Origin of the sequence: Janthinobacterium sp. 17J80-10 (assembly GCF_004114795.1) — a bacterium.
Classification (GTDB): Bacteria; Pseudomonadota; Gammaproteobacteria; order Burkholderiales; family Burkholderiaceae_D; genus Paucimonas.
In genome coordinates, this window is record NZ_CP035311.1 from 1267084 (window position 1) to 1291815 (window position 24732).

Annotated in this window: 22 protein-coding genes and 2 riboswitches; of the genes, 12 read left to right on the forward strand and 10 right to left on the reverse strand. The window is 60.1% G+C overall.

Annotated features, from left to right (window positions below; genetic code table 11):
* Positions 1–32: 32 nt before the first annotated feature.
* From EKL02_RS05765 to EKL02_RS05785, 5 genes are all read right to left on the reverse strand, one after another.
* A complete protein-coding gene (locus tag EKL02_RS05765) occupies positions 33–587 on the reverse strand; it encodes a fasciclin domain-containing protein (protein ID WP_128901157.1) in 555 nt (184 codons plus the stop codon).
* A 152-nt stretch (positions 588–739) separates the two neighbouring features.
* On the reverse strand, positions 740–1135 hold the full coding sequence (locus EKL02_RS05770; RefSeq protein ID WP_128901158.1) for a hypothetical protein: 396 nt from the start codon (positions 1133–1135) through the stop codon (positions 740–742).
* Positions 1136–1155: 20 nt separating this feature from the next.
* Entirely contained in the window at positions 1156–1386 is a 231-nt protein-coding gene (locus EKL02_RS05775) for an oxidoreductase-like domain-containing protein (RefSeq protein ID WP_128901159.1), read from the reverse strand.
* A 141-nt stretch (positions 1387–1527) separates the two neighbouring features.
* The gene (locus EKL02_RS05780; protein WP_128901160.1) at positions 1528–1839 is read right to left on the reverse strand and encodes a hypothetical protein; all 312 of its coding nucleotides are present in this window, start codon (positions 1837–1839) and stop codon (positions 1528–1530) included.
* Positions 1840–2058: 219 nt separating this feature from the next.
* The gene (locus EKL02_RS05785; protein WP_128901161.1) at positions 2059–4029 is read right to left on the reverse strand and encodes a U32 family peptidase; all 1971 of its coding nucleotides are present in this window, start codon (positions 4027–4029) and stop codon (positions 2059–2061) included.
* 167 nt (positions 4030–4196) lie between these two features.
* On the opposite strand from EKL02_RS05785, the gene EKL02_RS05790 reads away from it, so the two are divergent.
* The 7 genes from EKL02_RS05790 to EKL02_RS05820 all read left to right on the forward strand — a co-directional run bounded on the left by EKL02_RS05790 (position 4197) and on the right by EKL02_RS05820 (position 10616).
* Positions 4197–4679, forward strand: a complete 483-nt coding sequence (locus tag EKL02_RS05790) for a hypothetical protein (RefSeq protein ID WP_128901162.1) — start codon at positions 4197–4199, stop codon at positions 4677–4679.
* 117 nt (positions 4680–4796) lie between these two features.
* Positions 4797–5645, forward strand: coding sequence for an alpha/beta hydrolase (locus EKL02_RS05795; RefSeq protein ID WP_164931958.1), 849 nt, complete (start codon positions 4797–4799; stop codon positions 5643–5645).
* Between the two features lie 149 nt (positions 5646–5794).
* Entirely contained in the window at positions 5795–6136 is a 342-nt protein-coding gene (locus tag EKL02_RS05800) for a PilZ domain-containing protein (protein WP_128901164.1), read from the forward strand.
* A 427-nt stretch (positions 6137–6563) separates the two neighbouring features.
* Positions 6564–7706, forward strand: coding sequence for a lipase (locus EKL02_RS05805; protein WP_164931959.1), 1143 nt, complete (start codon positions 6564–6566; stop codon positions 7704–7706).
* Positions 7707–7787: 81 nt separating this feature from the next.
* Entirely contained in the window at positions 7788–8792 is a 1005-nt protein-coding gene (locus EKL02_RS05810) for a HEAT repeat domain-containing protein (protein ID WP_128901166.1), read from the forward strand.
* 72 nt (positions 8793–8864) lie between these two features.
* A complete protein-coding gene (locus tag EKL02_RS05815; protein ID WP_128901167.1) occupies positions 8865–9374 on the forward strand; it encodes a DUF1993 domain-containing protein in 510 nt (169 codons plus the stop codon).
* 105 nt (positions 9375–9479) lie between these two features.
* Positions 9480–10616 carry a YihY/virulence factor BrkB family protein gene (locus EKL02_RS05820; protein WP_241687799.1) on the forward strand — a complete coding sequence of 379 codons (1137 nt, stop codon included), beginning with the start codon at positions 9480–9482 and terminating at the stop codon, positions 10614–10616.
* A gap of 14 nt (positions 10617–10630) precedes the next feature.
* Here the strand turns inward: EKL02_RS05820 and EKL02_RS05825 are convergent, their stop codons facing one another.
* The 4 genes from EKL02_RS05825 to EKL02_RS05840 all read right to left on the reverse strand — a co-directional run bounded on the left by EKL02_RS05825 (position 10631) and on the right by EKL02_RS05840 (position 15396).
* The gene (locus tag EKL02_RS05825; RefSeq protein WP_206732458.1) at positions 10631–11983 is read right to left on the reverse strand and encodes a PQQ-dependent sugar dehydrogenase; all 1353 of its coding nucleotides are present in this window, start codon (positions 11981–11983) and stop codon (positions 10631–10633) included.
* 217 nt (positions 11984–12200) lie between these two features.
* Positions 12201–13235: a DnaJ C-terminal domain-containing protein gene (locus EKL02_RS05830; RefSeq protein WP_128901168.1), complete on the reverse strand. Its 1035-nt coding sequence runs from the start codon at positions 13233–13235 to the stop codon at positions 12201–12203.
* 276 nt (positions 13236–13511) lie between these two features.
* Positions 13512–13760 (reverse strand): DUF3297 family protein, encoded by a 249-nt coding sequence (locus tag EKL02_RS05835; RefSeq protein ID WP_128901169.1) that lies wholly within the window; start codon positions 13758–13760, stop codon positions 13512–13514.
* Between the two features lie 103 nt (positions 13761–13863).
* A complete protein-coding gene (locus EKL02_RS05840; RefSeq protein ID WP_206732459.1) occupies positions 13864–15396 on the reverse strand; it encodes a sensor domain-containing diguanylate cyclase in 1533 nt (510 codons plus the stop codon).
* Between the two features lie 176 nt (positions 15397–15572).
* Between EKL02_RS05840 and EKL02_RS05845 the strand changes: the two genes are divergently transcribed.
* The 5 genes from EKL02_RS05845 (at position 15573) to EKL02_RS05865 (ending at position 22248) form a co-directional block, all read left to right on the forward strand.
* Positions 15573–16049: a peptidylprolyl isomerase gene (locus EKL02_RS05845; protein WP_128901170.1), complete on the forward strand. Its 477-nt coding sequence runs from the start codon at positions 15573–15575 to the stop codon at positions 16047–16049.
* A 160-nt stretch (positions 16050–16209) separates the two neighbouring features.
* Positions 16210–16298, forward strand: a riboswitch (glycine riboswitch).
* Between the two features lie 8 nt (positions 16299–16306).
* Positions 16307–16420: riboswitch (glycine riboswitch) on the forward strand.
* A gap of 76 nt (positions 16421–16496) precedes the next feature.
* Positions 16497–17627 carry a glycine cleavage system aminomethyltransferase GcvT gene (gene gcvT, locus EKL02_RS05850; protein WP_128901171.1) on the forward strand — a complete coding sequence of 377 codons (1131 nt, stop codon included), beginning with the start codon at positions 16497–16499 and terminating at the stop codon, positions 17625–17627.
* Between the two features lie 71 nt (positions 17628–17698).
* Positions 17699–18076 (forward strand): glycine cleavage system protein GcvH, encoded by a 378-nt coding sequence (gene gcvH, locus EKL02_RS05855; RefSeq protein ID WP_128901172.1) that lies wholly within the window; start codon positions 17699–17701, stop codon positions 18074–18076.
* A 38-nt stretch (positions 18077–18114) separates the two neighbouring features.
* On the forward strand, positions 18115–20994 hold the full coding sequence (gcvP, locus tag EKL02_RS05860; protein ID WP_128901173.1) for an aminomethyl-transferring glycine dehydrogenase: 2880 nt from the start codon (positions 18115–18117) through the stop codon (positions 20992–20994).
* A 126-nt stretch (positions 20995–21120) separates the two neighbouring features.
* Complete coding sequence (locus EKL02_RS05865) at positions 21121–22248, forward strand: aminotransferase class V-fold PLP-dependent enzyme (protein WP_128901174.1); 1128 nt, start codon at positions 21121–21123, stop codon at positions 22246–22248.
* A 79-nt stretch (positions 22249–22327) separates the two neighbouring features.
* Here EKL02_RS05865 and EKL02_RS05870 read toward each other — a convergent pair whose 3' ends face one another.
* Positions 22328–24559, reverse strand: coding sequence for a malate synthase G (locus EKL02_RS05870; RefSeq protein ID WP_128901175.1), 2232 nt, complete (start codon positions 24557–24559; stop codon positions 22328–22330).
* Positions 24560–24732 lie beyond the last annotated feature (173 nt).

Below are 24732 nucleotides of genomic sequence, written 5' to 3' on the forward strand. Positions count from 1 at the left end.
ACGGTGCGCCGGGCAGGTAACGGGTAGGAAAATTACTTCGGCATCAGCACGGTATCGATCACGTTGATGACCCCGTTCGACTGATACACGTCATAGGTACTGATATTGGCGCCATTGCCAGCTTCATCCTTGACATGGATATTGTGCATCCCGTTCTTGGCAAACCAGAGCTTGCCGCCGCTTGCCGTGGCAAGCTCAAGCTTGCCATTGTTTTTCGCGATTCCCTTGGACAGGGCGTCAAAGTCATACTTTCCCGGGACGACGTGATAAGTCAGGATTTTGGTCAGTGTCGCCTTGCTTTCCGGCTTTACCAGTGTATCGACTGTACCTGCTGGCAATTTGCCGAAGGCGGCATTGGTCGGGGCGAAGACGGTAAACGGGCCTTTTCCCTTGAGCGTGTCGACCAGGCCTGCGGCTTTGACGGCAGCCACGAGCGTCGTGTGGTCGGCGGAATTGACGGCGTTATCGATGATGTCTTTGGCCGGGAACATGCTCTGGCCGCCAACCATTACGGGATCGGCGGCAACTGCCAGGCTGGCAGCGGCGAGGGACAGGGACAGAATCATTGCGTGGCTGATTTTTTTCATGATCATTCCTAAAAAATGAATTATTTGAGGGACTGCCTCCCTATATACGGAAGGGCCCGGCAATTGGATTCAATTATTTTCAGGATAGATGATCGCCATACGGTCAGGCGCCAGTGCAGAAGACCTGGCGGCCCTGGGCATGGGCATTTTGTCTAGCGCTGCTTTCCCCGACCTCTGATAAATGCCGAGAAAAGATCGCCCACCGGCATCGTATCCGCCTCGTCACGGTCAACGTAATATTTCTCGTCCGGCACGGCAAACGCTTCGAGGCCATCGAACCGGACTAGTCCCTGCACCTGTCTGTCAAGTTGGTCCAGCAACCCCGTCAGGGCAGTGCGCGACAGATGCAATCGCGGCGACACGCCTGGCAAATACTGGTCTGCCCCTTCGACTGCCACCACCGCAATTCTGCGCAGCGTGGGTGGATAGACCGGATGCGTGGTGTCGTTCTTGATGATGGTGCAGGCGCTGACCTCGCCGTTGCGCACGCTGTCGAGTTTTTGCAGCAGAGTGGCGAGATCGCGCCGGGACAGATAGAGCTTTTCCATTTTTTCGCCAATAGGTAATGTCAGCCTTGCTTCTGTAAAGCTTCCTGCGCCTGCTCGCACCAGTAGCCGACTGCATTGAAATACCCTTCCCATACGCAACCATTGCAGCCACGGCCGCAGCAACTGGTGGGTTCTTCCGGCGGATCACGCAGCACAATGCCGCGCTCGGCCAGCTTTGCACTGAGGCCGGCAATCCATTGCCTGGCTTGATAGGCGCTGTCAGGTGCAAGAGTTTGGGAATCGTCGTTCATCGGTCAAGTGTCGTTGCATTGGCAAAAAGAACGCCAATTCATAAAAACACTTAATCATAAACACTTTGGATGCCAAAGGGGGTGGTCAGCCCATTTGAATGCCGCGCCCCGAAGAGCGCGGCATTGAGGCGATATCAAGAATTAACGCGTGCCACTCGATGTGCCAGACGGAGGAGTGCCGGTTGTGCCAGATGTGCCGGATGTTCCCGAGCCACTTGAGGAGGGAGTGCCGTAGGTCGTGCCGTAAGGCGTGCCGGAAGACGACGATTCGCTGGAGGAGGGAGAATTGCTCAATGGTGAAGTCGAGCCCTTGACCGCGCCGCTTGCAGCACCCGACTCGGCAGAAGACCCGGACGAGCCGGACGAACCCGACGAAGACTTGTCGGATGTGCCGGCTGTGGTACAAGCAGTGAAGGCAAGCGCGCAAGCGAGAGGAATAATCCAATTTTTCATAAGAGCTCCTTGGTAGATTTCTAAATAGCACCGCATACTGGCAGACGCCAGGTTTGTAGAAGTTGCTATACAACCAAAGTTCCCGTAAAGCCCGCTATTCCTTCCCAATAGAAAGTGAACATGGCTTCGCATTGAGAAACCATAAATGCAGCGGTTCCTCGAAGAATTGGCGCGGCTGGCGGTTGGAAACGAGAATAGTGCGTTGCGTGTGCATGAAAGTCAGGCGCCGGTTCGCTGGCGATGAAACACCAGCGGACTGTAGGGCACCGCCGAGGGCGGCGGCGAGTTCAGGATGCCCGGTTTCATGGCCCCCACGACATGCATCTCGCAGGGCTTGCAATCAAAGCGCAGGGTGTAGCGCTCGTTGCCGGAGACCAGCGTCATCGGTTCGGCGCGCACCTGGCCTTGCACACCCTGCACCCCCTTGGCCTGCTTGGGGCACAGGTTGAAGGAAAAGCGCAGGCAGTGCTTGGTGATCATCAGCGATACTTCGCCGGCTTCTTCATGTTTTTCATAGGCCGCGTCGATCAGTTGCACGCCGTGCTTGTGATAAAAGGCGCGCGCCTTTTCATTGTAAACATTGGCAAGATAGGAGAGCTGCGTTTCCGGATAGGCCGGGCGCGGCTGCGCAGGCGCCTTGCGCTGCGGGCGCTGCCATGCTGCCAGGCGTGCGGCCTCGTGGGCTGCTATCGCATCGCGGCGCAGCGCGTTGATGGCCGCTGCCGGCACAAACCAGGGCTGCGACAGCGCCAGGGAGATCTCGCCGGCCTCGAACATGGTGTTGCCGAGCTTGGCCAGGCTCGCACGCAGCGCGGCGTCGGCCTGGGCGGCCTGTTGCGCCGGCTGCAGCGTCATCGTCACGGCGGTTGTGCTGGTGACACCGTCGTCGTCGCAAAGCGTCAGAAGCAAACCGTCGGCATGCTCGGCGAGCGTCATCGCCAGCGCCAGCTTGCGTTCGGCTGATTTTTTCTGCAGCGCCGCTTCCCACTGGTGGTCGCTGTTACGATGGATCACGCTGCCTGGCTTCAAACCGGCCAGGGCACTCATGGTTTCATTGGGGAAGATGCGCCAGCGCTGGCCTTCCGCCTCCTCACCCAGCTTCTCGACCCGGTTGGCGCGGATGCCGACCGTATCGCGTTTGTGCATGTAATTCAAGCCATCGCCATTGGCCAGCGGCGCATTTGCCACCAGGTCGAAATGGTCGCTTCCCAGGCGGGCAACCACGCCCAGTTCCACGCCGACGTATTTGGGCGAATCGAAGGCGCCGATGTCCGGCTGGCGTTCCTGCGCAAAGTAATCGGTGTGGCCGCGGTGGAAGTTCTTGTCCACGTCCGGCGTAAACGACAATCGGGTGCGTCCGCTGGCCGCGCGCGAAAGCTCGGGCCGGCGTTCCAGGATTTCATCGAGCAGCAGCCGGTAGTGGCCGGTGATGTTCTTCACGTAGCCCATGTCCTTGTAGCGCCCCTCGATCTTGAACGAGCGGATGCCGGCATCGATCAGGGCTTCCATGTTGCGGCTCTGGTCATTGTCCTTCATCGACAGCAGGTGTTTTTCGTACGCCACCACGCGGCCCTGGCCATCGGTGAGCGTATAGGGCAGGCGGCAGGCTTGCGAGCAGTCGCCGCGGTTGGCGCTGCGGCCGGTATCGGCGTGGGAGATGTAACACTGGCCGGAAAACGCCACGCACAGCGCGCCGTGAACGAAATACTCGAGCGGCGTATCGACTTCCTTGCGGATGGCACGGATCTGCTCCAGGCTCAGTTCGCGCGCCAGCACCAGCTGGGAAAAGCCCACGGCGCCCAGGAAGCGCGCCTTGTCCACCGTGCGGATATCGCATTGCGTGCTGGCGTGCAGCTGGATCGGCGGCAGGTCCATTTCGAGCAGTCCCATATCCTGCACGATGAGGGCGTCGACGCCGGCGTCAAACAGTTGCCAGATCTGCTTGCGTGCAGCCTCCAGTTCGGCATCGTGCAGGATGGTATTCATCGTGACGAAAATGCGGGCGTGGTAGCGGTGGGCAAATTCCACCAGGCTGGCGATGTCCTCCAGCGCGTTGCTGGCATTGTGGCGTGCTCCAAACCCCGGGCCGCCGATATAGACAGCGTCAGCGCCATGCAGGATGGCTTCACGGCCGATTTCGGCGGTTTTGGCGGGGGCGAGCAATTCGAGCTGGGAGGGGAGCAGGGACATGGGAAGCATCCGATCAGGCGAAGGCGGTAATTATAGCCAAAGGCGGCCCCGGCCGGACGCCGCGGCGGCCTCCAGCGCGAGTCGGCTCGGCAAAGTCGCCGGAAACAGGTTTGGCTAAAGATCTGCGGAAAAATGCCGTAAATGCGGTAAGGATCAGCGAGGTTGTCATGAAAATTGACCCATCTGCAACAAATTACGCCAGCACGCTCGCAGCGCTCGACCAGGGCGAGGCAAGCAAGGGCGCACACCCGGAGGCAACGGCTTCCACGGAGCATGGTGCTTCGGCAATCGTTTCCATTTCGGACTCTGCCAAGCTGGCAGCGCAAGCCGCCGATGCCGATATCCCGCCGCCGCCATCGATCGATGCGCCGGACAACCCGGCCATTTCAGCTGGAAATAATCCAGACGTCTTCCTGGACAAGCTGTTGCTGGAAATGCTCTCCGGACGCAAGATTCAAGGCATCAGTGTGGCGGACTTGCAGGCAGTCCGCGACAGCGGCGCCAACAGCGACCTGTTGTTAAAACGCATCGAGCGGGCGGCATTGCGTGCCGGTTTCGCCATCGAGCGCCAGATACCGCAAGAACAGGCAACCGTCGACCAGACCACGTTCCAGGCCAAGGGCGTCGTCCGCGCTGCCCATGACAGTTAGTGCTTACAAGCACTCCCCAAAGCAGCCTGGCATACCACCCTCCGAACGGAGGGTGTGAACAATCGTGCCGCGGGCATGGCGCCGGACTATACTCACAAAAAATTTGGGGAGTATGGAATGCTCGATGAAATCAAGCCTGCCCTGGAAGGCACTGTCCATGTCAAGGGCGTCGATATCCATTACGAATACTTTGGCGAGCGTGGCCGCCCGGTGATGGTGATCCTGAACGGCGTGGCAATGGAGACCCTCTCCTGGTACCGGCTGCTGCCGAACGTGTTGCCGATCATGGATGTGCTGCTGTGGGACTACCGCGGCCAGGGGCAGTCCACGGCAGACGACGTGCCCTACAGCGTGGAAGAGGCGGCAGACCATCTGGTGGCGATTCTGGATGCGCTGCAACTGGAAAAGCACCAGGTCAACCTGCTCGGCGTATCCACCGGCAGCATCATCGTTGCGGAAACCTTGCGGCGCTTCCAGCACAGGGTCAATCGCGCCGTCATGTCGGGCGTGTTGCTGCAAAAGGCATTGAGCTTCAAGCTGGACTCGGAATTCGGCATCCGCATGCTGCGGGAAAACCGCGCCGATATGTGGGCAGACAGCCTGTATACCAAAATCTTCAGCGACCGCTTCCTGACGGAATTTGCCGACGCCATCCCTGCCATGCAATACATGCTCGTCATGCGCTACAAAAACAAGGAACATGCGCTTGCCCGCATCATCGAAGCGCAATCGCACTACCTGTGGGAGATCGAACAATACCGTTCGCAGTTCGAGGAAGTGACCACGCCGATACTGGTGCTGGCCGGGGCCGAAGACAAGCTGGTGCCGCCGTTCTATCAAAAACGCGTTGCGGCCATGTTTCCGCGCGCGGACCTGAAGCAGTATCCCGAGTGCGCGCATATTCCCTTCTTTGAAACGCCCGTGCGGGCGTTCGCCGACAGCATGCGGTTTTTGCTGGCAAAGTGAGATCCGGGCGGCTGATTGCTAACACAGGTAATCAGCGTGCCGATAAAAACCTTAAGAACTTTCAGTTGATCCGCCCATCATACTGCCATTCGCTTTGATTATGGTTAGCATCCGGGACTTCATGTTCCCGGAGGTTATGCCTCATTCCCATGCTGGATGGTTTCAAGAAAAATCCTGTTGATGAACGCTCGTCGCCACGCCGGCCGATCCGTTGCAAAGTCAAGATAACTGGCCCGACAGGCCAAACGATCCATGGCGAGAGCTTCGACTTGTCCACTGGCGGGATTGGTGTCGTTCTCGACATTCAACTTGCCTTGGGCGCGGTATGCACCGTCATGTTTGCGCCGTTTACACACGGTAGTGTCAAGTCGGTCAATGTGACCGCCTCCGTTGCATATTGCATGCTGAACTCCGCCGGATTCCGTACCGGTTTCCAGTTCATCAATATCCCCGCTGCGACTACGGCAATTATTGCCAGCATCATCGGATAGCGTTCCGTTCTCCGGCTTTCCCCCGCCTTTTCCTGCACCTTCCCACTACTCGCCGGGCCAATGCGGCTGGCGGATTGTTCCGCGTTGCCACAGATTATTAACTTATGTTAATTCCCTCTCCGTTCGGAGTGTTGTTTTCCACAGAGCAATAGAATAGAGTGGTTTCCAGGGAGTAATTTTTCTCTTTGCCGGCATGTCCAGCGACTGAAAGGAGTAGATGTTCATTAGATAAACTTATCCGTTCAACCCTTTGCATCGTGTGCGTTCGTCATCACAAAAGTCGCTTGAAGCGACAGGCATGGCGGGCACAGTGAGTCTGCAAGGGGAAGAGGCGAAGGGAAAAAAGGAGCCCGACGTCGCACGCGGAACAATGGATCAAAGCATGTCCATTTCAAAAAAAGTGCACTTATTATTCGGAGACATAAAAATGATTACCAAATCGACCTCGAAGCAACGGTTGTTCCCGTCCCTTGCAGCATCGGCGGCTTCTCTGGCCCTGGCCCTGACTGGTACGCTCGTCGCCCCTGGCGACGCCCAGGCACTGGCTTGCGGCGCCAATAGCGGTTTTGTGTGCCAGGGCACGCAAACGCAGTACGCTGGCGGATTCGCGCCGGGCGTCGGCTATGGCGGCTTTGGCGGTGGTACCTGCACCGCAACAAAAACCCCGGTCATTTTTATTCACGGTAACGGTGACAATGCCATCAGCCTGGATATGCCACCTGGTAATGTCACGGGATACGGCACCCCGGCGCGCTCGGTCTATGCCGAATTGAAGGCGCAAGGCTATAACGATTGCGAACTGTTTGGCGTGACCTACCTGAGCGCAAGCGAGCAAGGTTCTGCGCAATACAACTATCACTCCTCCAGCAAGTACAGCATCCTCAAGACCTTCATCGACAAGGTCAAGGCATACACCGGCAAAACCCAGGTCGATATCGTCGCCCATTCGATGGGCGTGTCGATGTCGATCGCCTCGCTGCAGTACTACAATAACTGGACCAGCGTGCGCAAGTTCGTGAACCTGGGCGGCGGCGTCCGCGGTCTGTATAGCTGCTATTACACCGGCTACGCCAATTCCATGGCGCCGACCTGCGGTTCGCAAAACATCTACAGCAGTTACACCTTCGGCTTCTTCCCGGAAGGGTGGTACTACGGCGTCTGGGTGAGCAATGGCTGGACAGGCAGCGGGTCGACCAATTCGATGCGCGACATGCCGGCCAAGCGCACTGCCGTGTCGTTCTACACGCTGTCGGCCGGATTCAAAGACCAGGTCGGCTGCGCCACGGCCTCGTTCTGGACCGGGTGCGATCTGACCGCCAAGTTCGCCAGCACGACCAGCAATGTGATGGCACAGATCAATGTGGGCGCCGGAAGCAACGCCACCCAGGCCGACTACGACTGGGCGGACGGCATGCCTTACAACGCCGGCGGTGGCGATACAACCGGCGGTGTCGGGCATTTCCGCTCCAAGACCAACACCGGCGCTATCATCCAGCGCATGCTGCTGACCAACTGTACCGGCCTCGATTGCGCCGCCACCTACACGACCGGTCCCAAGGTCGCTTACTAAACGCAGTGCTGTGAAATAAACTCGCGGGGGAAAGACCTGGCCTTCCGGGGCCGGGTCTGTTTCAGCGTTCAGGAGTCATTGATGAAAACCATCACGGCAGTTTTATACGGCATCGGCTTTTGCGCAGCAGGCGCCGCCGCCGTATGGTCGGTATGGTCGATGAGTACAGACGGGCCTGCCGACGCGGCGGCCACGGTTGCGCAGTCCATGGCGGCAGCCTCGCCAGCGCGACCGGCACCTGCCGGTGATGCTTCCGGCCTTTGGGCCTGGGGCAATCCCGGCACCAGTGCCGGCAAGATAGACGAGCCCGTGGATGTGTTGCTGGCAAAGGCCATGAGGCCCTCCAGCAAGCCGGCGGAGGGCGATGACCCGCGCGATAAACTGCGCAAGCTGGCGAAGGACGACCCCGGTGTCGTGAAGCAGCTCATGGCAAGCTATGACAAGGAATCCAGCACGCAGGCCCGGCAGTTGATCGTCTCGCTGCTGTCCAGCGTCGAGAAGCCGGAAATCCTGGCATTCTCCAAACGGCTGGCCACCAGCCGCGACATGGCGCAGCGCAAGGACGGTTTCGTCATGCTGCAAAACCTGAGCGGTGATGCACCAGACATCCACCCCATTATTCTGCAAGCCCTGTATGGCGACAAGTCGCCGGATGTCATCATGCTGGCGCTGGCTGCGCTCAAGCCGCCGGCCGATAACAATCCGTCGCAGCCAGGCATGCACGCCAGGGATGCGGCTGCCATCGTCGCGCAGCTGCAGCATTTAACCAGGAATGCCGACCCGAACATCCGGCTCCAAAGCATCTTGCAGCTGGCCCAGTGGGACAAGGCGGACAGCAGCCAGGCGCAGTGGTCCCAGGCATTGGCGGATCAGTCGCCGCAAGTGCGCCAGGCCGCCGTCACTGCGGTCGCACAGTCCGGTACGCAATCCGATGCCGTCAAGGCGGCACTGATCGGCATGGCCAATAATCCGAACGAGAGCCGCGACGTCAGGGGCAATGCCCTGCAAGTTCTGGAGGCCTTTGTGCTGAGCAAGGATGAAGCGGCGACTCTGAGCCAGTCGCGCTCTCAAATACTGGGCTTGTAGGCTTCAGCATCGCCGCCAGGCCGGCTCCAGGGGCTCTGGGTATAATCCCCGTGTCATTCACAAGGAGCCAATATGAGCATTTCCATGTACGCGGCATCGGTGCCGCTGCTGAAACAAATACTGCAAAGCCTGGATGCCATCCTGGGCAAGGCGGAATCCCACGCCAGCGCCAGGAAAATCGATCCGGCGGTGTTGCTGCAGGCACGTTTATATCCCGACATGTTTCCCTTGGTGAAGCAGGTGCAGATTGCCAGCGACAATGCCAAGGGCATCGCTGCCCGGCTGGCCGGCGTCGGCGTTCCTTCCTTTGCCGATACCGAGCAGACGTTTGCAGAGCTGCAGGCGCGCATTGCGAAAACGCTCGACTTTATCAATGCCATCCAGCCAGAGCAGGTCAACGGCAGCGAAGCGCGCGATGTCGTGGTATACAAAGGGTCGCCGTACGAGATGCAGTTTCAGGGGCAGACCTACCTGATTCATTTCGGCTTGCCCAACTTCCTTTTCCACGTGACGACAGCGTATGCCATCCTGCGGCATAACGGCGTCGAGATCGGCAAGGACGACTTTATCGGCAAGTTCTGACCAGGCCTTTCTATTTGCCTCCGGTCGCGGTGAAACAATTTCCAGTCTTCTGCGCTCTTACGGTTATCGCTGGGAAAAGCCTGGCGTTCTGGCCGGGAGACCAACATGAAGACTTCGCGCTACATCGATCCGGACGGTGGGCACTGGGGCAAGGTGCAGCTTGCCGGTGCTTTAATTTCTTTCCTCGTCGTACTCACCCGCGGCAGAAAGCGGACGCCCCGGGCAAAAGAGTTGCCGATTGAAGACAAGCCGCCCCCGCAGCTGGCGGCAGCAGCACAAAAGAAATCCGAAGAAGTTGCATCATTGCGGAAAGAATCCCGGCCCAAGGCACTGTTTCATATCGCTGTATCAGCTGCAAAGGAGTGGATGGCGCATCGCGCCGCAAGCAAGGGGGCGGCGCTGGCGTTGTACACCCTGTTTTCCCTGGCGCCGATGCTGCTGCTGGTCGTGACGATTGCGGGCCTGTTCTTTGGCGAAGATGCCGTTCGCAACCAGCTGCTGCAGCAAATGTCTGGACTGGTGGGGCAGCAGGGCGGCGAAGCGGTGCGCACCATTCTCGCCGGCACACGCCATAACGATGCGAGCGTCATGGCCGGGCTGATTTCCGCCGGACTCGTCCTGGTCAGCGCAACCAGCGCCTTCGCGGAACTGAAAGAAAGCCTCGATGAACTGTGGGAAGTGCCGCCCTCGGCAAAGCCGGGCATCTGGGCCTTTCTTCGCCAGCGCGTGCTCTCGTTCGGCCTGATACTGGTGATTGCACTGATGCTGCTGATTTCGCTGGCGATCAGTACCGCACTGGCGGCAATGGATAGCATCTGGCCGGGAGGGGAGGGCTCGCCGTTGAAAGTGGTGAGTATGGTGATTTCGCACATCGTGTCGTTCGCCATTGTCACGGGCCTGTTCGCCGTCATCTTCAAGTACCTGCCAGCGACGAAGATTGCATGGAAAGACGTCCTGGTCGGGGCCTTGCTCACCGCGACCCTGTTCATTGCTGGCAAGACCCTGATTGGCATCTACATGGCGAGCGCCGATGTCGCCTCGGCTTATGGCGCGGCCGGCTCCGTCGTCATTCTTATCCTGTGGGTCTATTACTCGGCACAAATCTTTTTCTACGGGTCCCTCTTCACGCATGAATATGCGATGAAACTGGGAAGCCGGGCCGATGCGTCAGACAGCGAAAGTTTGCCAAACAGCAGCTTAAGTCAGGCGGACAAAGCGCGCCTGGCGCGTACTGCTTCCTGAGCAGGGATCGCCGGTTATTTGCGCGTCACCCTGAAAATCGTGCCGTTCGCATCATCGCTGACCAGTAGCGCGCCATCCCGCGTGACTGCCACGCCCGCCGGCCGGCCCCAGACACTGTCGTTGTCCACCAGGAATCCGGTCATGAAGTCTTCGTACTCACCGGTCGGCTGGCCATTTTTCACGCATACGCGGATCACTTTATAGCCCGTCCTTTCAGGCCGGCTATGCGAGCCGTGCAGCGCGACGAAGGCATCGCCGCGATAGTCGGACGGGAAAGCGTCGCGGTCATAGAAAGCCACGCTCAGCGCGGAAGAGTGCGCCTGGATCAGTATCTCGGGCAGCCGCGCCTGGCCCTTGAGGTCGGGACGCTTTCCGATCAAGGCAGGGTCTTCCCTGTCGCCGAGGTAATACCAGGGCCAGCCGTAGAAAGCGCCTTCCTGCACGCGCGCCATGTAATCGGGCGTCACGAGGGGGCCAAGGTGGTCGCGCTCGTTGACGACGCACCACAGGTTATCGGTGCCGGGTTGCATCGCCAGGCCCGAGCAATTGCGCAGGCCGGTGGCGTAATTGCGCACGCTTTTTCCTTCCGGATCGAACACGCGCACCACGGCGCGATTCTCTTCTTCGCCCCAGGCGGCGCCGCGACCGTGGGCAGCCTCATGCTGCCGGATTTGTTCGTGCGTCATGTCGGGCATGCCGTCGACCCCCAGGTTGGACCCCGAGCCAACCGACAGGAACAGGCGCTGGCCATCGCGGGAGACCGCCAGGTCGCGCGTCCAGTGGCGCTTGGTGGGAATGTTGGCAACGATGACTTCGGCAGGGCCGGCGGCTTTGGTATCGCCGCTGCGATACGGGTAGCGCACTACCTGGTTGGACGCCGCCACGTAGACATAGCGGGGATTGGCGGGCGGCACAAAAGCGATGCCGTAAGGCTTTTCCAGGTTCTCGGCGAAGACTGCGGGCGTGACCGGTGTGCCGCTCGTACCGGCACGGAACACCAGCACGCGTCCGGTCCCGCTCTCGGACAGGAAGATGTCGCCGTTGGGCGCCACGCGCAGCGTGCGCGGTTGCTTGAATCCCGCCGCAAACACCTGCACCGCAAAGCCCTCCGGCACTTTCGGCAGCGCGCCCTGCGGCGCCGGGATCACCTTCACACTGCTGGCAATCGACGTTTCAGGGGCGTTGCCTGTTGCCGGGGCAGGCACGTCGATGGGCCTGATATGGCGGCGAACGCCGGGCGCGTCAGCCTTCCAGCCGGCAAGGGCAGCCGCGCCGGTATGGACCTTGCCGGTCTGCGCGCATGCAGCCAGCGCCAGAACAACCAGCAACACGGGAACGAGACGCGTCGACAACGCCGGCATGTGCATGGCTATTCTCCTTGGGCGCAGACAGGGCGCTGTCATTCGCCTGCAGGCAAGAAAAAAGCGAACGGAAACGCTGGTTTCAGGATAAGTCACCTTGAATAAGTCGCCCGCCTATCACAGGGGTGTCTGACTTCAATCAAGATGCGGCAACGATGTGCACAGGGAGTTTCCCCTCGGGCAAGGGGGGCTTTATCGGGAAGTTCCGGGCATGTTCGGCACGTCAGGGCTCGATGCCGTCGATCTGCTTGAGTAACGCTTCCATTTCCGGCGTCAATTTGCGTCGCGAGGCCGGGAGGGTAATCGACGTGCTCAGTACGACATCGCCGCGCTTGTCATTGGCCGCGTCGAAAAGCCCTTGACCTGCCAGCCTGATCTTCTTGCCGGTGTTGCAGCGCGCCGGCACGTCCACCTGTACCGTCCTGCCGGTTGGCAAAGGCACGTCCATCAGTCCGCCCAACAGGGCGATGGAGTACGGCAGCTTCAGCGCGCCGGAAAGGTCGATGCCTTTGCGTTTCCATCCGGTCTCCGGCTTGATGGTGATGGCGATGTGTAGGTCGCCGGGCAATCCCCCGTGTTCGCTGGCCTTGCCGCGCTCCTTCACCGTCAGCACGCTGCCGTCGACAAGCCCTGCCGGGGTTCTTACCGTAATTTTGCGGTTGCGCGAGATAACGCCAAGTCCAGTGCAAGGTTCGCAATTGACCCAGACCTTGCCGGAATTCTGACAAGCCTGGCAGACGAGCCGCCGCGAGTGTCTCAAAAATCCCTGGCAACGGCCGCATTGCACCCACTCGCCGCGCTGGCCCTCGCATTCGCCGCAATGTTCGGCCACCGTTTCCTCAAAGCTGATGCGGGTGCCGTTATAGGCTTCGGCAATCGTGACGGCGACCTTCTTGTTGACATCCGTGCCGCGCATGGCCGACGCGCGGCGCTGGCGTTCGGCCTCGGCGCGATTGCGGTCGTCGTATTCGCGGCCCCATTGCGGCTGCTGCCGGTGCCTCTCGGTGAACTCGTGATACGTTTGCGGCCGGACGATGCTCTCGCGATCATAGCGTTCGCGCTTGCTGTCGTCGCACAGGGTTTCGTACGCTGTCTTGATCAGCTTGAACTGCTTTTCCGCCTCGACCTTGTCTGCCGGCCGGACATGGCGATCGGGATGCCATTTCATCGCGAGCCGCCGGAATGCCGCAATGATGGACTCTTTGCTTGCCGCGCGTTCGACGCCAAGTGATGCGTAATAATCTTGTGCGGCCGTCATGACGCGCCTTCAGAAAAGGCGGCTGCCACGCCCGGTTGCGGGCGTCGCTGGCACAAGCGCGGATTGGTTATTCGAATGGAAATGAAATCAACGATATCGCCGAAGCGGGCGATCCGATTCTGGGTATGCATAAAGTGTAAAGCCGATGAAGCGCGCAGCGTTGGCCGCAAGTGAGAGCCGAGGAGGGATTCTATATGGCTTGATATCCATTACCAAGCCTTTTGGCCAATAAAATCCGGCCTGCTTCAGGCCAGTGGCTTTATTGCGAGCACACCGTCACCGATAAAACGCCTCGACCTTGCCTTTCAGCTTGATCAATAAAGGCTTGCCCTTGCGGTCCAGGGCTTTACCGGACGCCACGGCAATCCATCCTTCGCTGATGCAATACTCCTCGGCGGTCGTATATTCCTTCTCGTTGAGCTTGATGCCGATTTCGTGCTTGAGCACCTCGGCATCGTGGTGGCGGCTGCGCGGATCAACGGAGAGGCGGTCGGGGAGCGGGGGGAGTTGAGTCGTGTCGTTCATGAGGAGTGACGATGCATCTATAAAAGGAGTGAAGTACGAATTTTCGTTATTGTATCTTGCTTCACTGCCGATTCGGTCGCGGCGGTTCCTGAACGACCTTCCCTTACATATAAACCTGATCGCGGCCATGCTGCTTGGCACGGTACATTGCATTGTCTGCGTATCCCAGGAGGGTTTCCACATCCCCGCCGTTGGCCGGGTATAAGCTGAAACCGATGCTGACTGTGACGGAGGCTGACCGGTCTCCCAGCTGGTAAGGCTGGCCCACTGATTCACGAATTTTATTTGCCACCGCCATGGCATGGCTTTCCTGGGTCGGGCCGTTCAGCAGCACGACGAACTCATCGCCGCCCAGCCGCGCGATCGTATCTTCTTCACGCACGCATTTGGCCAGGCGTTGCGCAACATTGCGCAACAGGGCGTCGCCTGCCGCATGGCCCAAGTCGTCGTTGACGGCCTTGAAGCGGTCCAGATCCAGGAACAGCAACGCGAAGTTCTCCTGCTTGCGCTGCGCCCTGGCGATTGCCTGCATGGTGCGGTCCTTGAGCAGATTACGATTGGGCAGGCCGGTGAGGCCGTCATGGTCGGCGGCATAGGCCAGCCGCTCGGTCATTTGCTGCGTTTCCGTGATATCGCGAATGACTGATACAGCGCCAACAATCTTGCTATGGCGATCATAAAGCGGTGTGGCGACTTCTTCGACAATGTGTCTTGTCGCGTTGCAGTACAAGACGCCTTGCCTGGTAATTTTTCCAGTGGTACGCAGGCTTTCTTCCATGGCCGTGCCGGCGCGCTGATTTTCTTCGATATCCAGGATGTCGAACACCTCGTTCGCGGGACGATTCCGGGCTTCATGAAATGGGTAACCGCACAGCGTTTCTGCGGCGGGATTGAGATATTCGATCCGTCCGTTCACATCCGCCATGGCGACGCCTTCGCCGATTGCGCTCAGCGTGGTTTGCAGCCGATCCTTTTCCATGAATAATTGTTCTTCCGCCGCGCGCCGTTGTGCGACTTCCGCTTCCAGCTCGCGCTTGTCGAAGCGCAGATGCAAGGAGGCCCGGATCGAACGATGAAAATTCAATGCGGAAAAGAGCATGCCTGCCAAAAACAGCAGCGTCATTATTCCCATGCCCATCTGAAGATAGCTGCCATGGCCCAAGTAATGGAATGCCAACGGCAGCAGTGCCGGCAGAAAAAATGCAAGACAGGCTTCCAGTCGCGGCGACAGCACGCTAATGGCGCCCGCCGACATGCCGGCCAGGACAAAGGCGACAAACAGCTGATGGGCCATTGAGTCGGCGGGAAGGAGAAACAGGGCGGTGGCGCCCCATACGGCGCCTGCGCATGCCGTACCGGCCAGGAAAATCGCATGCCATCGATGCATGCCGGCAAAGTTCGGATTGGCGCGGGCAAACCGGTGCCACGCTACCGCGCGCAATGTGGTCACCAGCAGCAGGGTGCCATACCAGGAGATCAAGACAGGCGGGGTAATATGGGTACGCTGGACAAGGATGAGAATGGCGCCATTGACGAGCGTGACCAATAGCGCGACAGGCGTATTTTCGTAAAGCATTTTCACCTGTTCGGCAAACACCTCTTCGACATGGTTGCTTTCGTCGACAACGTCTTTCACGTTCACCGTCCGATGGCGAATTGACAATTGGTTTTTGCTTTGACCGGAATCGGGGGCGTTCGTTTTGCGCTATGTCTTCCTGAAAGAGCCCGCATTGCCTGGGCGTGTGCCGCTGCATTTGGTTTATATTACTGCCTGCACTGAATTCCAAACCCTATTTATCCAAGAAAAACTCCATGAAAATCGACAAGGACACGGCGGTCACCCTGCGTTTGACCATCGCCGAAAGTAACGGCAAGCTCCTCCAGAGCGGCAAGACCCCGATGGCCTACCTGCACGGCGGTTATGACAATCTGTTCCCCAAACTGGAAGAAGCCCTGCAAGGCCAGGAAGCCGGCTTCAAAGCCACGCTGGATCTGGCGCCGGAAGACGCGTTTGGCGTGCGCGACGAAAGCCTGCTGCGCACGATTTCCAAGAAGGATTTTCCGCCGGGCGTCAAGGTGGGTGGCGAGCTGGAAGGCTATAACGATGCGGGGGAAGCGCAGATTTTCACCGTCCTCAAGATCAAGGGCGACCAGGTCATGCTGGATGGCAATCACCCGCTGGCGGACAAAGCCTTGCGCGTGGGCGTGGAAGTGATCAGCGTGCGTGCCGCTACCGCAGAAGAAATCACCCACCGCCATGTGCATGGCGAGCATGGGCATCACCACTAAAGCGCCGCGGGCCAGGGACCGGTCATGGTTTTGTACCCCTGCATAACTGCACGGATGACTGTCATGACTGTTCCTGGTTGCATGACGCCGATATATTGCTATTAATCATTGTCATTTTGCTATCGGCATTCTCAAGCCGAAACAACTCTTATATAATCACCGGACTTGATCGGGAGAGCGCAGCAAGCCGCTGCCGCCGAAGGGGCTAATACCCAACAAACTCTCAGGCAAAAGGACCGGTCAAGCGGGGAGCATATTCCCCAAACTCTGGAGAGCGATAGCGGCGGACAGTTGCCGAACTATCCACCGAAGGTGCGCACGGAGGGTGTTCTACTCCGTAATCTCTCAGGTATCAGGACAGGGTGGGCTGCGATTTCATCGCGTGTAATGGACTTGTGTTCATTATTCGTATTTTGTCGTCCCCATTATCCTGGTATCGAGACTCTCATGACGCAAGCGGCAACCACTCCGAAAGCAACTCCCCTCAACGCGGTGCATCGCGCAGCCGGCGCCAAAATGGTCGATTTCGGCGGTTGGGACATGCCCGTCAATTACGGCTCGCAGATCGAAGAACACCACGCCGTGCGCAGCGACTGCGGCATGTTCGACGTCTCGCACATGTGCATCGTCGACCTCAAAGGCGATAACGTACGCGGCTTCCTGCGCGGACTGGTGGCCAACAACGTCGACAAATTGCAAAACCCCGGCAAGGCGCTTTACTCCTGCATGCTGACGCCGGAAGGCGTCGTGGTCGACGACCTGATCATTTACTACTTCAACGAAAACTGGTTCCGCCTCGTGGTCAACGCCGGCACGGCGGAAAAAGATGTCGCCTGGATGAATGCGCACAACGCCGCAACCAATGCCGGCGTCACCATCACCCAGCGCCGCGACGGCGACAATGCCTACGCGATGATTGCCGTGCAAGGCCCGAACGCCCGCGCCAAGGCCTGGGAAGTCCTGCCGGAGACCAAGGCCGCCAGCGCCGAAATCAAACCGTTCAATGTTGTCATTGTCCCGGACACCGCATTCGGCGAAGTGATGGTGGCACGCACCGGCTATACCGGCGAAGACGGCTTCGAGATTGCCGTCGCGGCTGACAAGGTCAGCGCGTTATGGAATGCCCTGGCCGCAGCCGGCGTCAAGCCAGCCGGGCTGGGTGCACGCGACACCTTGCGCCTGGAAGCCGGCATGAACCTGTACGGCCAGGACATGGATGACACCGTCAGCCCGCTCAACGCCGGCCTGGCCTGGACCGTGGATCTCGCCAGCGAGCGCGATTTCGTCGGCAAGTCTGCCTTGCTGCAGCAAGGCCAGAGCGCGCAATTCCTCGGCTTGATCCTGCGTGAAAAGGGCGGCATCCTGCGCTCGCACCAGAAAGTCATCACCGCGCAAGGCGAAGGCGAAATCACCAGCGGCACCTTCAGCCCGACCATGCAGCAAGCCATTGCCCTGGCGCGCTTGCCAATGGGCGTCCAGGTTGGCGACAGCGTGCACGTCGTCATCCGCGACAAGCAGCTGGCTGCCACCGTAGTGAAATTGCCCTTTGTGCGCAACGGTAAAGTACTCGCCTCCTGAATCAGCACCGATCAGTCGCCGCAACCTTTCATTCACACCCTATTTACACTTTTAACACTTTGGAGCCAACCATGAACGTCCCAGCCGAACTGAAATACACCGCTTCCCACGAGTGGGTGCGCACCGAAGCCGACGGCACCCTGGCTGTCGGCATCACGGAATTTGCCCAGGATGCATTGGGCGATATCGTCTATGTGGAATTGCCAAAAATCGGCCAGGCGCTGACCGCCGGCAAAGACTGCGCCGTGATCGAATCGGTGAAAGCCGCCGGTGACATCTACGCACCCGTCAGCGGTGAAGTCGTTGCCATCAACGAATCCCTGGCCGACGCCCCCGAGTCGATCAACGCCGACGCTTACGGCGCATGGCTGTTCAAGATCAAGCCCACCAATGCAGCAGACGCCGATGCGCTGCTGAGCGCAGAAGACTACGCCAAGAATATCGGCTGATCTCGCTGCAAGCAATTTACTTTCCGGTTCCAGATATCATGACAAACGCCAGCCTTACCCAACTCGAAGCGCACGACGCCTTCATCGCCCGCCATATCGGCCCTTCCGAAGCGGAACAAGCCGCCATGCTGGCGGTGCTCGGTTACCCGAACCGCACCGCATTGATCGACGCCATCGTGCCGGACAACATCCGCCGCCGCGACGTGCTGCCGCTCGGCGAGTTCACCAAGGCGCAATCGGAACCGGAAGCGCTGGCGCAGCTGAAAGCACTGGCCGGCAAGAACAAGGTCCTCAAATCGCTGATCGGCCAGGGGTATTACAACACCCATACCCCCGGCGTCATCCTGCGCAACGTGTTCGAGAACCCGGCCTGGTATACCGCCTACACGCCTTACCAGCCGGAGATTTCGCAAGGCCGCCTGGAAGCGATGCTGAATTTCCAGCAGATGATCACGGACCTGACCGGCATGGACATCGCCAATGCGTCGATGCTCGATGAAGGCACGGCCGCTGCCGAAGCCATGACGCTGATCCAGCGCGTGGGCAAATCCACTTCCAGCGTGTTCTATGTCGCAGCAGACGTCTTGCCGCAAACGCGCGAAGTCATCGAGACCCGCGCCAAGCCGCTGGGCGTCGAGGTGCGCACCTGCGACGGCAAGGCGGAACTGGAGGGCGAATGTTTCGGCGTGCTGCTGCAATACCCGGGCGTCAACGGCGACATCCGCGATTACCGCGAATATGCCAGCGCCATGCATGCCAAAGGCACGATGGTCATCGTCGCCGCCGACCTGCTGGCGCTGACCCTGATCACGCCGCCGGGCGAGTGGGGCGCAGACGTCGTCGTCGGCAACAGCCAGCGTTTCGGCGTGCCGCTCGGATTCGGCGGCCCGCACGCCGGTTACATGTCCACGCGCGATGCCTTCAAGCGCAACATGCCTGGCCGCCTGGTCGGTGTCACCATCGATGCGCAAGGCAACCAGGCCTACCGTTTGGCCCTGCAGACCCGCGAACAGCATATCCGCCGTGAAAAAGCCACGTCGAACATCTGCACCGCGCAAGTCTTGCTGGCCGTGATCGCCTCGATGTACGCGGTCTACCACGGACCGGAAGGCTTGCGCCGGATCGCACAACGCGTGCACCGCTTCACCGGCATCCTCGCCGCCGGCCTGACGCACCTGGGCTACAAGCTTGCCAACACGACCTATTTCGACACACTCACCATCAATGTGAGCGATGCGGCTGCCTTGCACACCGCAGCAGAAGCCGCCGGCATCAACCTGCGCCAGATCAGCGCCACGCAAGTCGGCATCTCGCTCGATGAGACCATCACCCGTGAAGACATCGCCACCCTGTGGACCATCTTCGCGCAAGGCAAGGCGACTCCCGACTTTGCCGCCATCGACGCCGGTGTCGACGACGCCCTGCCCAAGGCACTGGCCCGCACCAGCGCCTACCTGACCCACCCGACCTTCAGCCGCTACCACGCAGAACACGAAATGCTGCGTTACCTGCGCAGCCTGGCGGACAAGGACCTGGCGCTCGACCGCACCATGATCCCGCTCGGCTCCTGCACCATGAAGCTCAACGCCACCAGCGAAATGATCCCGGTGACCTGGCCCGAGTTTTCCAACATCCATCCTTTCGCGCCGGCAGACCAGACCGTCGGCTACCGCGAAATGATCGACCAGCTCGAAGCGATGATGTGCGCCGCCACCGGCTACGCCGCCGTGTCGCTGCAGCCGAACGCCGGCTCGCAAGGCGAATACGCCGGCTTGCTGGTGATCCAGGCTTACCACGCATCGCGTGGCGAAGCGCACCGCAACATCTGCCTGATCCCGTCATCGGCGCACGGCACCAACCCGGCCTCGGCCAGCATGGTCGGCATGGAAGTCGTCGTGGTCGCCTGCGACGAGCGCGGCAACGTCGACCTGGCGGATCTCAAAGCCAAGGCAGAGAAGCACAGCGCCAACCTCGCCGCCGTGATGGTCACCTACCCATCCACCCACGGCGTGTTTGAAGAAGGCATCCAGTCCCTGTGCGAGATCGTCCATGCCCATGGCGGCCAGGTCTATGTCGACGGCGCCAACCTGAATGCCATGGTCGGCGTCGCCGCGCCCGGCAAGTTCGGCGGCGACGTCAGCCACCTGAACCTGCACAAGACCTTCTGCATTCCGCACGGCGGCGGCGGTCCGGGCGTGGGCCCGGTCGCGGTGGGCGCGCATCTCGCCCAGTTCCTGCCCAACCAGAAATCCACCGGCTACACGCGCAGCGAGCAAGGCATCGGCGCGGTCAGCGCCGCGCCATTCGGTTCGGCCAGCATCCTGCCGATCTCGTGGATGTATGTCGCGATGATGGGCGCGGAAGGCCTGAAGGCGGCAACCGAGACCGCCATCCTGGCCGCCAACTACATCGCCCGTCGCCTGGCGCCGCACTATCCGGTGCTGTACTCCGGCCACGACGGCCTGGTGGCGCATGAATGCATCCTGGACCTGCGCCCGATCACCGACGCCACCGGCATCAGCAACGAAGACGTCGCCAAGCGCCTGATCGACTTCGGCTTCCATGCCCCGACCATGAGCTTCCCGGTCCCGGGCACGCTGATGATCGAGCCGACCGAAAGCGAATCGCAAGCCGAACTGGACCGCTTCATCGACGCCATGATCGCCATCCGCATGGAAATCGCCAAGGTTGCCTCGGGCGAATTCGACGCCAGGGACAATCCCTTGAAGAACGCGCCGCACACGGTGCAAGTCATGGTGGCGGACAAGTGGGAGCATGCGTACAGCCGTGAAGTGGCAGCGTATCCGGTGGCTTCCCTGCGCCAGCAAAAGTACTGGTCGCCGGTGGGCCGTGCCGACAATGTGTACGGCGACCGCAACCTGTTCTGTTCGTGCGTGCCGATGTCGGATTACGAATGAGCGGTTACAGATAATCTGCCTGAAACGATAAAAAGCGGGTAGTGCGCAGGCACTGCCCGCTTTTTCTTTGAATGGTAGACTTGACAGGCTTTTTTCTTCAGAACAAAACAACACAGGAGATGCTTCATGTCCAACCCGCTATCCAGGGTCGATCCGGAAGGATTGCTGGAATATTCCGTCGTCTACACCGACCGCGCGCTCAACCACATGTCCAAGCGCTTTCAAGGCGTGATGCAGGACATCTCCGGCATTCTGAAAGAGGTTTACCGCGCGCACTCGACCATCCTCGTGCCCGGCAGCGGCAGTTTCGGCATGGAAGCGGTCGCGCGGCAGTTTGCCTCCGGAAAAAAGACGCTGGTGATCCGCAACGGCTGGTTCAGCTACCGCTGGACGCAGATCTTCGACATGGGCGGCATCCCGTCTGCCTCCACGGTCTTGAAGGCGCGTCGCCTCGACGACAGCAAGCATGCCGCATGGATCCCTGCGCCCGTGGACGAAGTGGTCGCCGCCATCCGCGACACCAGGCCCGACGTCGTGTTTGCGCCGCACGTGGAAACCGCCTCCGGCATCCTGCTGCCGGATGACTACCTGCGCGCGGTGGCGGACGCGGTGCATGAGGTCGGCGGACTGATGGTGCTCGATTGCGTGGCGTCCGGCGCGATATGGGTCGACATGCAAGCCACCGGCATCGACGTGCTGATCAGCGCGCCGCAAAAAGGCTGGAGCGGATCGCCTTGCTGCGCCATGGTCATGCTGAGCGAGCGCGCACGCAGCGCGATCGACGCCACCACCAGCACCAGCTTTGCCGCCGACCTGAAGAAATGGCTGCAGGTTATGGAAACCTACGAAAAAGGCGCGCACGTCTACCACACCACGATGCCGACCGATGCGCTGGTCGTGCTGCGCGACGTGATGCAGGAGACGCGCGCGTTCGGCTTCGACAAGGCACGCGCCAGGCAAGTCGAACTGGGCCAGCGCGTGCGTGCCCTGCTGGAAAGCCGCGGCTTCGCCAGCGTCGCGGCAGAGGGTTACAAGGCGCCTGGCGTCGTAGTCAGCTACACCGATGATCCCGGCATCCAGTCCGGCAAGAAATTCATCGAGCAGGGTCTGCAAACCGCCGGCGGCGTGCCGCTGCAATGCGATGAACCGGCCGACTTCATGACCTTCCGCGTCGGCTTGTTCGGGCTGGAGAAACTGCAGAACGTGGAGCGCACCGTCGCGCATCTGGAAGCAGCGCTGAACCGGATGGCGTGAGAAGGGGTGGTTTGAGGCGATAAAAAAAGCGGGTAGTGCATGAGCACTACCCGCTTTTCATTTGGCGATGCGCCGGGCTTTAGCCTTGAGCCTTCACCTTCAGGCGCCAGGCATGCAGCAACGGCTCGGTGTAGCCGCTAGGCTGCTCCAGGCCCTTGAACACCAGGTCGCATGCTGCCTTGTAGGCCATGCTGGTGCCAAAGTTGCCGGCCATGTTCTGGTACAGCGTGTCGCCGGCGTTTTGCTTGTCGACGACGGCGGCCATGCGCTCGAAGGTTTCCGTGACTTGCGCCTCGGTGACGACCTTGTGCAGCAACCAGTTAGCCATGTGCTGGCTGCTGATGCGCAGCGTGGCGCGGTCTTCCATCAGGCCGACGTTGTGGATGTCGGGCACCTTGGAGCAGCCCACGCCCTGGTCGACCCAGCGCACGACATACCCGAGGATGCCTTGGGCATTGTTGTCCAGCTCTTGCTGCTTTTCGGCATCGGACCAGTCCGGGGTGGCGGTAACCGGCACTTGCAGCAGGTTGTTGAGAATGCCGTCGCGCTCTTTCTCGTAATTGGTCTTTTCCAGATCCTTTTGCACGTCGGAGACCAGCACCTGGTGGTAGTGCAGGGCGTGCAGCGTGGCGCCGGTGGGGCTGGGCACCCAGGCGGTGTTGGCGCCGGCCTTGGGGTGAACGATCTTTTGTTCCAGCATGCCCTTCATCAGGTCAGGCATGGCCCACATGCCCTTGCCGATCTGCGCCTTGCCGCGCAGACCGCAGGACAGGCCCACCAGCACGTTGTTCTTCTCGTAGGCTGCAATCCAGGCGCTGGTCTTCATGTCGCCCTTGCGGATCATCGGGCCGGCGTGCATGGCTGTGTGCATCTCGTCGCCGGTGCGGTCCAGGAAGCCGGTGTTGATGAAGGCCACGCGGCTGGCAGCGGCGGCGATACAGGCTTTCAGGTTGACGCTGGTGCGGCGCTCTTCATCCATGATGCCCAGCTTGACAGTGCTGTCTGGCAGGCCCAGGACTTTTTCCACGCGGGTAAACAGTTCGGCGGCGAAGGCCACTTCCGCAGGGCCGTGCATCTTCGGCTTGACGATGTAGACCGAGCCCTTGCGGGAATTGCGGATGGCATCCTTCTTGGTGCGGGCAAGGTCGTGCAGGGCGATGGTCGTGGTGACCACGGCATCCATGATACCTTCCGGGATTTCCTGCAAATTGCCTGCCTCGTCCTTGTACAGGATCGCGGGGTTGGTCATCAGGTGGCCGACGTTACGCACAAACATGAGCGAACGGCCATGCAGCGTGACCTTGCCCTTGCCGCTGGCAGCGGTGTACACGCGGTCGGCGTTCAGGCCGCGGGTAAATGTCTTGCCGCCTTTTTGCACTTCCTCGGTCAGGGTGCCTTGCAGGATGCCCAGCCAGTTGCCGTAGGCCAGGACCTTGTCTTCTGCATCGACCACGGCGACGGAGTCTTCCAGGTCCAGGATGGTGGACAGCGCGGCTTCGACCACCAGGTCGGCGACACCCGCAGCGTCGCTCTTGCCGATGGCGGTGGTGCGGTTGATGATGATGTCCAGGTGCAGGCCATTGTGCTGCAGCAGGATGCTGCTCGGGGCCTTGGCGTCGCCCTGGTAACCGATGAACTGGCTCTTGTCGGCCAGCTTGGAGGTGCCGCCTTCTTTCAGGGAAACCACCAGTTCGCCATCCTTGTTGATTTTGTAGCCGGTGGAGCCGACATGCGAACCCTTTTTCAGGGGCACGGTGCGGTCCAGCACATGGCGCGCGTATTCAATGACCTTCTTGCCGCGCCTGGGGTTGTAGCCGCCCTTGGCGCCGGCTTTCTCGCAGCCTTTGTCTTCCGAAATCACATCGGTGCCATACAGCGCGTCGTACAAGCTGCCCCAGCGCGCGTTGGCGGCGTTCAGGGCGTAACGGGCATTGAGCACCGGCACCACCAGCTGCGGACCGGCCTGCACGGCCAGTTCGGCGTCGACGTTTTTGGTGCTGATCTTGACCTTTTTCGGGCTCGGCACGAGGTAGCCGATCTTTTCCAGATGGGCGCGGTAGGCAGGCATGTCGGCGATGGGGCCGGGGTTGGCCTTGTGCCAGGCATCCATTTCCAGCTGCAGGCGGTCGCGCTCAGCCAGCAGGGCAATATTCTTCGGCGCCAGGTCGGCCACGATGGCGTCAAAGCCGCTCCAGAAATCGGCAGACGAAATGCCGGTGCCGGGCAGGACTTTGCTCTCGATGAACTGGTGCAAAACGGTGGCAACTTGCAGGCGATGCTCAGTGGTGCGGGGCGTAGAGGATGTGGACATAAGTGGATTTTTTAAAAAACGAGGGAGATTTCGGGTAAGCCTATTTTATTGGATATTTTAATCGATGCTATGCGAGTAACTATCAATATATTTGTGACTAAAAGATAGGTAATGGCACATCGAGCCGTGCCTGATTCCGTACGCAGCTTAAATGATGCACAGGATTGTTACAT

What these genes read in the sequence shown, in the direction of transcription:
- EKL02_RS05765 (WP_128901157.1), bottom strand. Translation starts at nt 587, where the DNA reads ATGAAAAAAATCAGCCACGCAATGATTCTGTCCCTGTCCCTCGCCGCT.
- EKL02_RS05770 (WP_128901158.1), bottom strand. Translation starts at nt 1,135, where the DNA reads ATGGAAAAGCTCTATCTGTCCCGGCGCGATCTCGCCACTCTGCTGCAA.
- EKL02_RS05775 (WP_128901159.1), bottom strand. Translation starts at nt 1,386, where the DNA reads ATGAACGACGATTCCCAAACTCTTGCACCTGACAGCGCCTATCAAGCC.
- EKL02_RS05780 (WP_128901160.1), bottom strand. Translation starts at nt 1,839, where the DNA reads ATGAAAAATTGGATTATTCCTCTCGCTTGCGCGCTTGCCTTCACTGCT.
- EKL02_RS05785 (WP_128901161.1), bottom strand. Translation starts at nt 4,029, where the DNA reads ATGTCCCTGCTCCCCTCCCAGCTCGAATTGCTCGCCCCCGCCAAAACC.
- EKL02_RS05790 (WP_128901162.1), top strand. Translation starts at nt 4,197, where the DNA reads ATGAAAATTGACCCATCTGCAACAAATTACGCCAGCACGCTCGCAGCG.
- EKL02_RS05795 (WP_164931958.1), top strand. Translation starts at nt 4,797, where the DNA reads ATGCTCGATGAAATCAAGCCTGCCCTGGAAGGCACTGTCCATGTCAAG.
- EKL02_RS05800 (WP_128901164.1), top strand. Translation starts at nt 5,795, where the DNA reads ATGCTGGATGGTTTCAAGAAAAATCCTGTTGATGAACGCTCGTCGCCA.
- EKL02_RS05805 (WP_164931959.1), top strand. Translation starts at nt 6,564, where the DNA reads ATGATTACCAAATCGACCTCGAAGCAACGGTTGTTCCCGTCCCTTGCA.
- EKL02_RS05810 (WP_128901166.1), top strand. Translation starts at nt 7,788, where the DNA reads ATGAAAACCATCACGGCAGTTTTATACGGCATCGGCTTTTGCGCAGCA.
- EKL02_RS05815 (WP_128901167.1), top strand. Translation starts at nt 8,865, where the DNA reads ATGAGCATTTCCATGTACGCGGCATCGGTGCCGCTGCTGAAACAAATA.
- EKL02_RS05820 (WP_241687799.1), top strand. Translation starts at nt 9,480, where the DNA reads ATGAAGACTTCGCGCTACATCGATCCGGACGGTGGGCACTGGGGCAAG.
- EKL02_RS05825 (WP_206732458.1), bottom strand. Translation starts at nt 11,983, where the DNA reads ATGCACATGCCGGCGTTGTCGACGCGTCTCGTTCCCGTGTTGCTGGTT.
- EKL02_RS05830 (WP_128901168.1), bottom strand. Translation starts at nt 13,235, where the DNA reads ATGACGGCCGCACAAGATTATTACGCATCACTTGGCGTCGAACGCGCG.
- EKL02_RS05835 (WP_128901169.1), bottom strand. Translation starts at nt 13,760, where the DNA reads ATGAACGACACGACTCAACTCCCCCCGCTCCCCGACCGCCTCTCCGTT.
- EKL02_RS05845 (WP_128901170.1), top strand. Translation starts at nt 15,573, where the DNA reads ATGAAAATCGACAAGGACACGGCGGTCACCCTGCGTTTGACCATCGCC.
- gcvT (WP_128901171.1), top strand. Translation starts at nt 16,497, where the DNA reads ATGACGCAAGCGGCAACCACTCCGAAAGCAACTCCCCTCAACGCGGTG.
- gcvH (WP_128901172.1), top strand. Translation starts at nt 17,699, where the DNA reads ATGAACGTCCCAGCCGAACTGAAATACACCGCTTCCCACGAGTGGGTG.
- gcvP (WP_128901173.1), top strand. Translation starts at nt 18,115, where the DNA reads ATGACAAACGCCAGCCTTACCCAACTCGAAGCGCACGACGCCTTCATC.
- EKL02_RS05865 (WP_128901174.1), top strand. Translation starts at nt 21,121, where the DNA reads ATGTCCAACCCGCTATCCAGGGTCGATCCGGAAGGATTGCTGGAATAT.
- EKL02_RS05870 (WP_128901175.1), bottom strand. Translation starts at nt 24,559, where the DNA reads ATGTCCACATCCTCTACGCCCCGCACCACTGAGCATCGCCTGCAAGTT.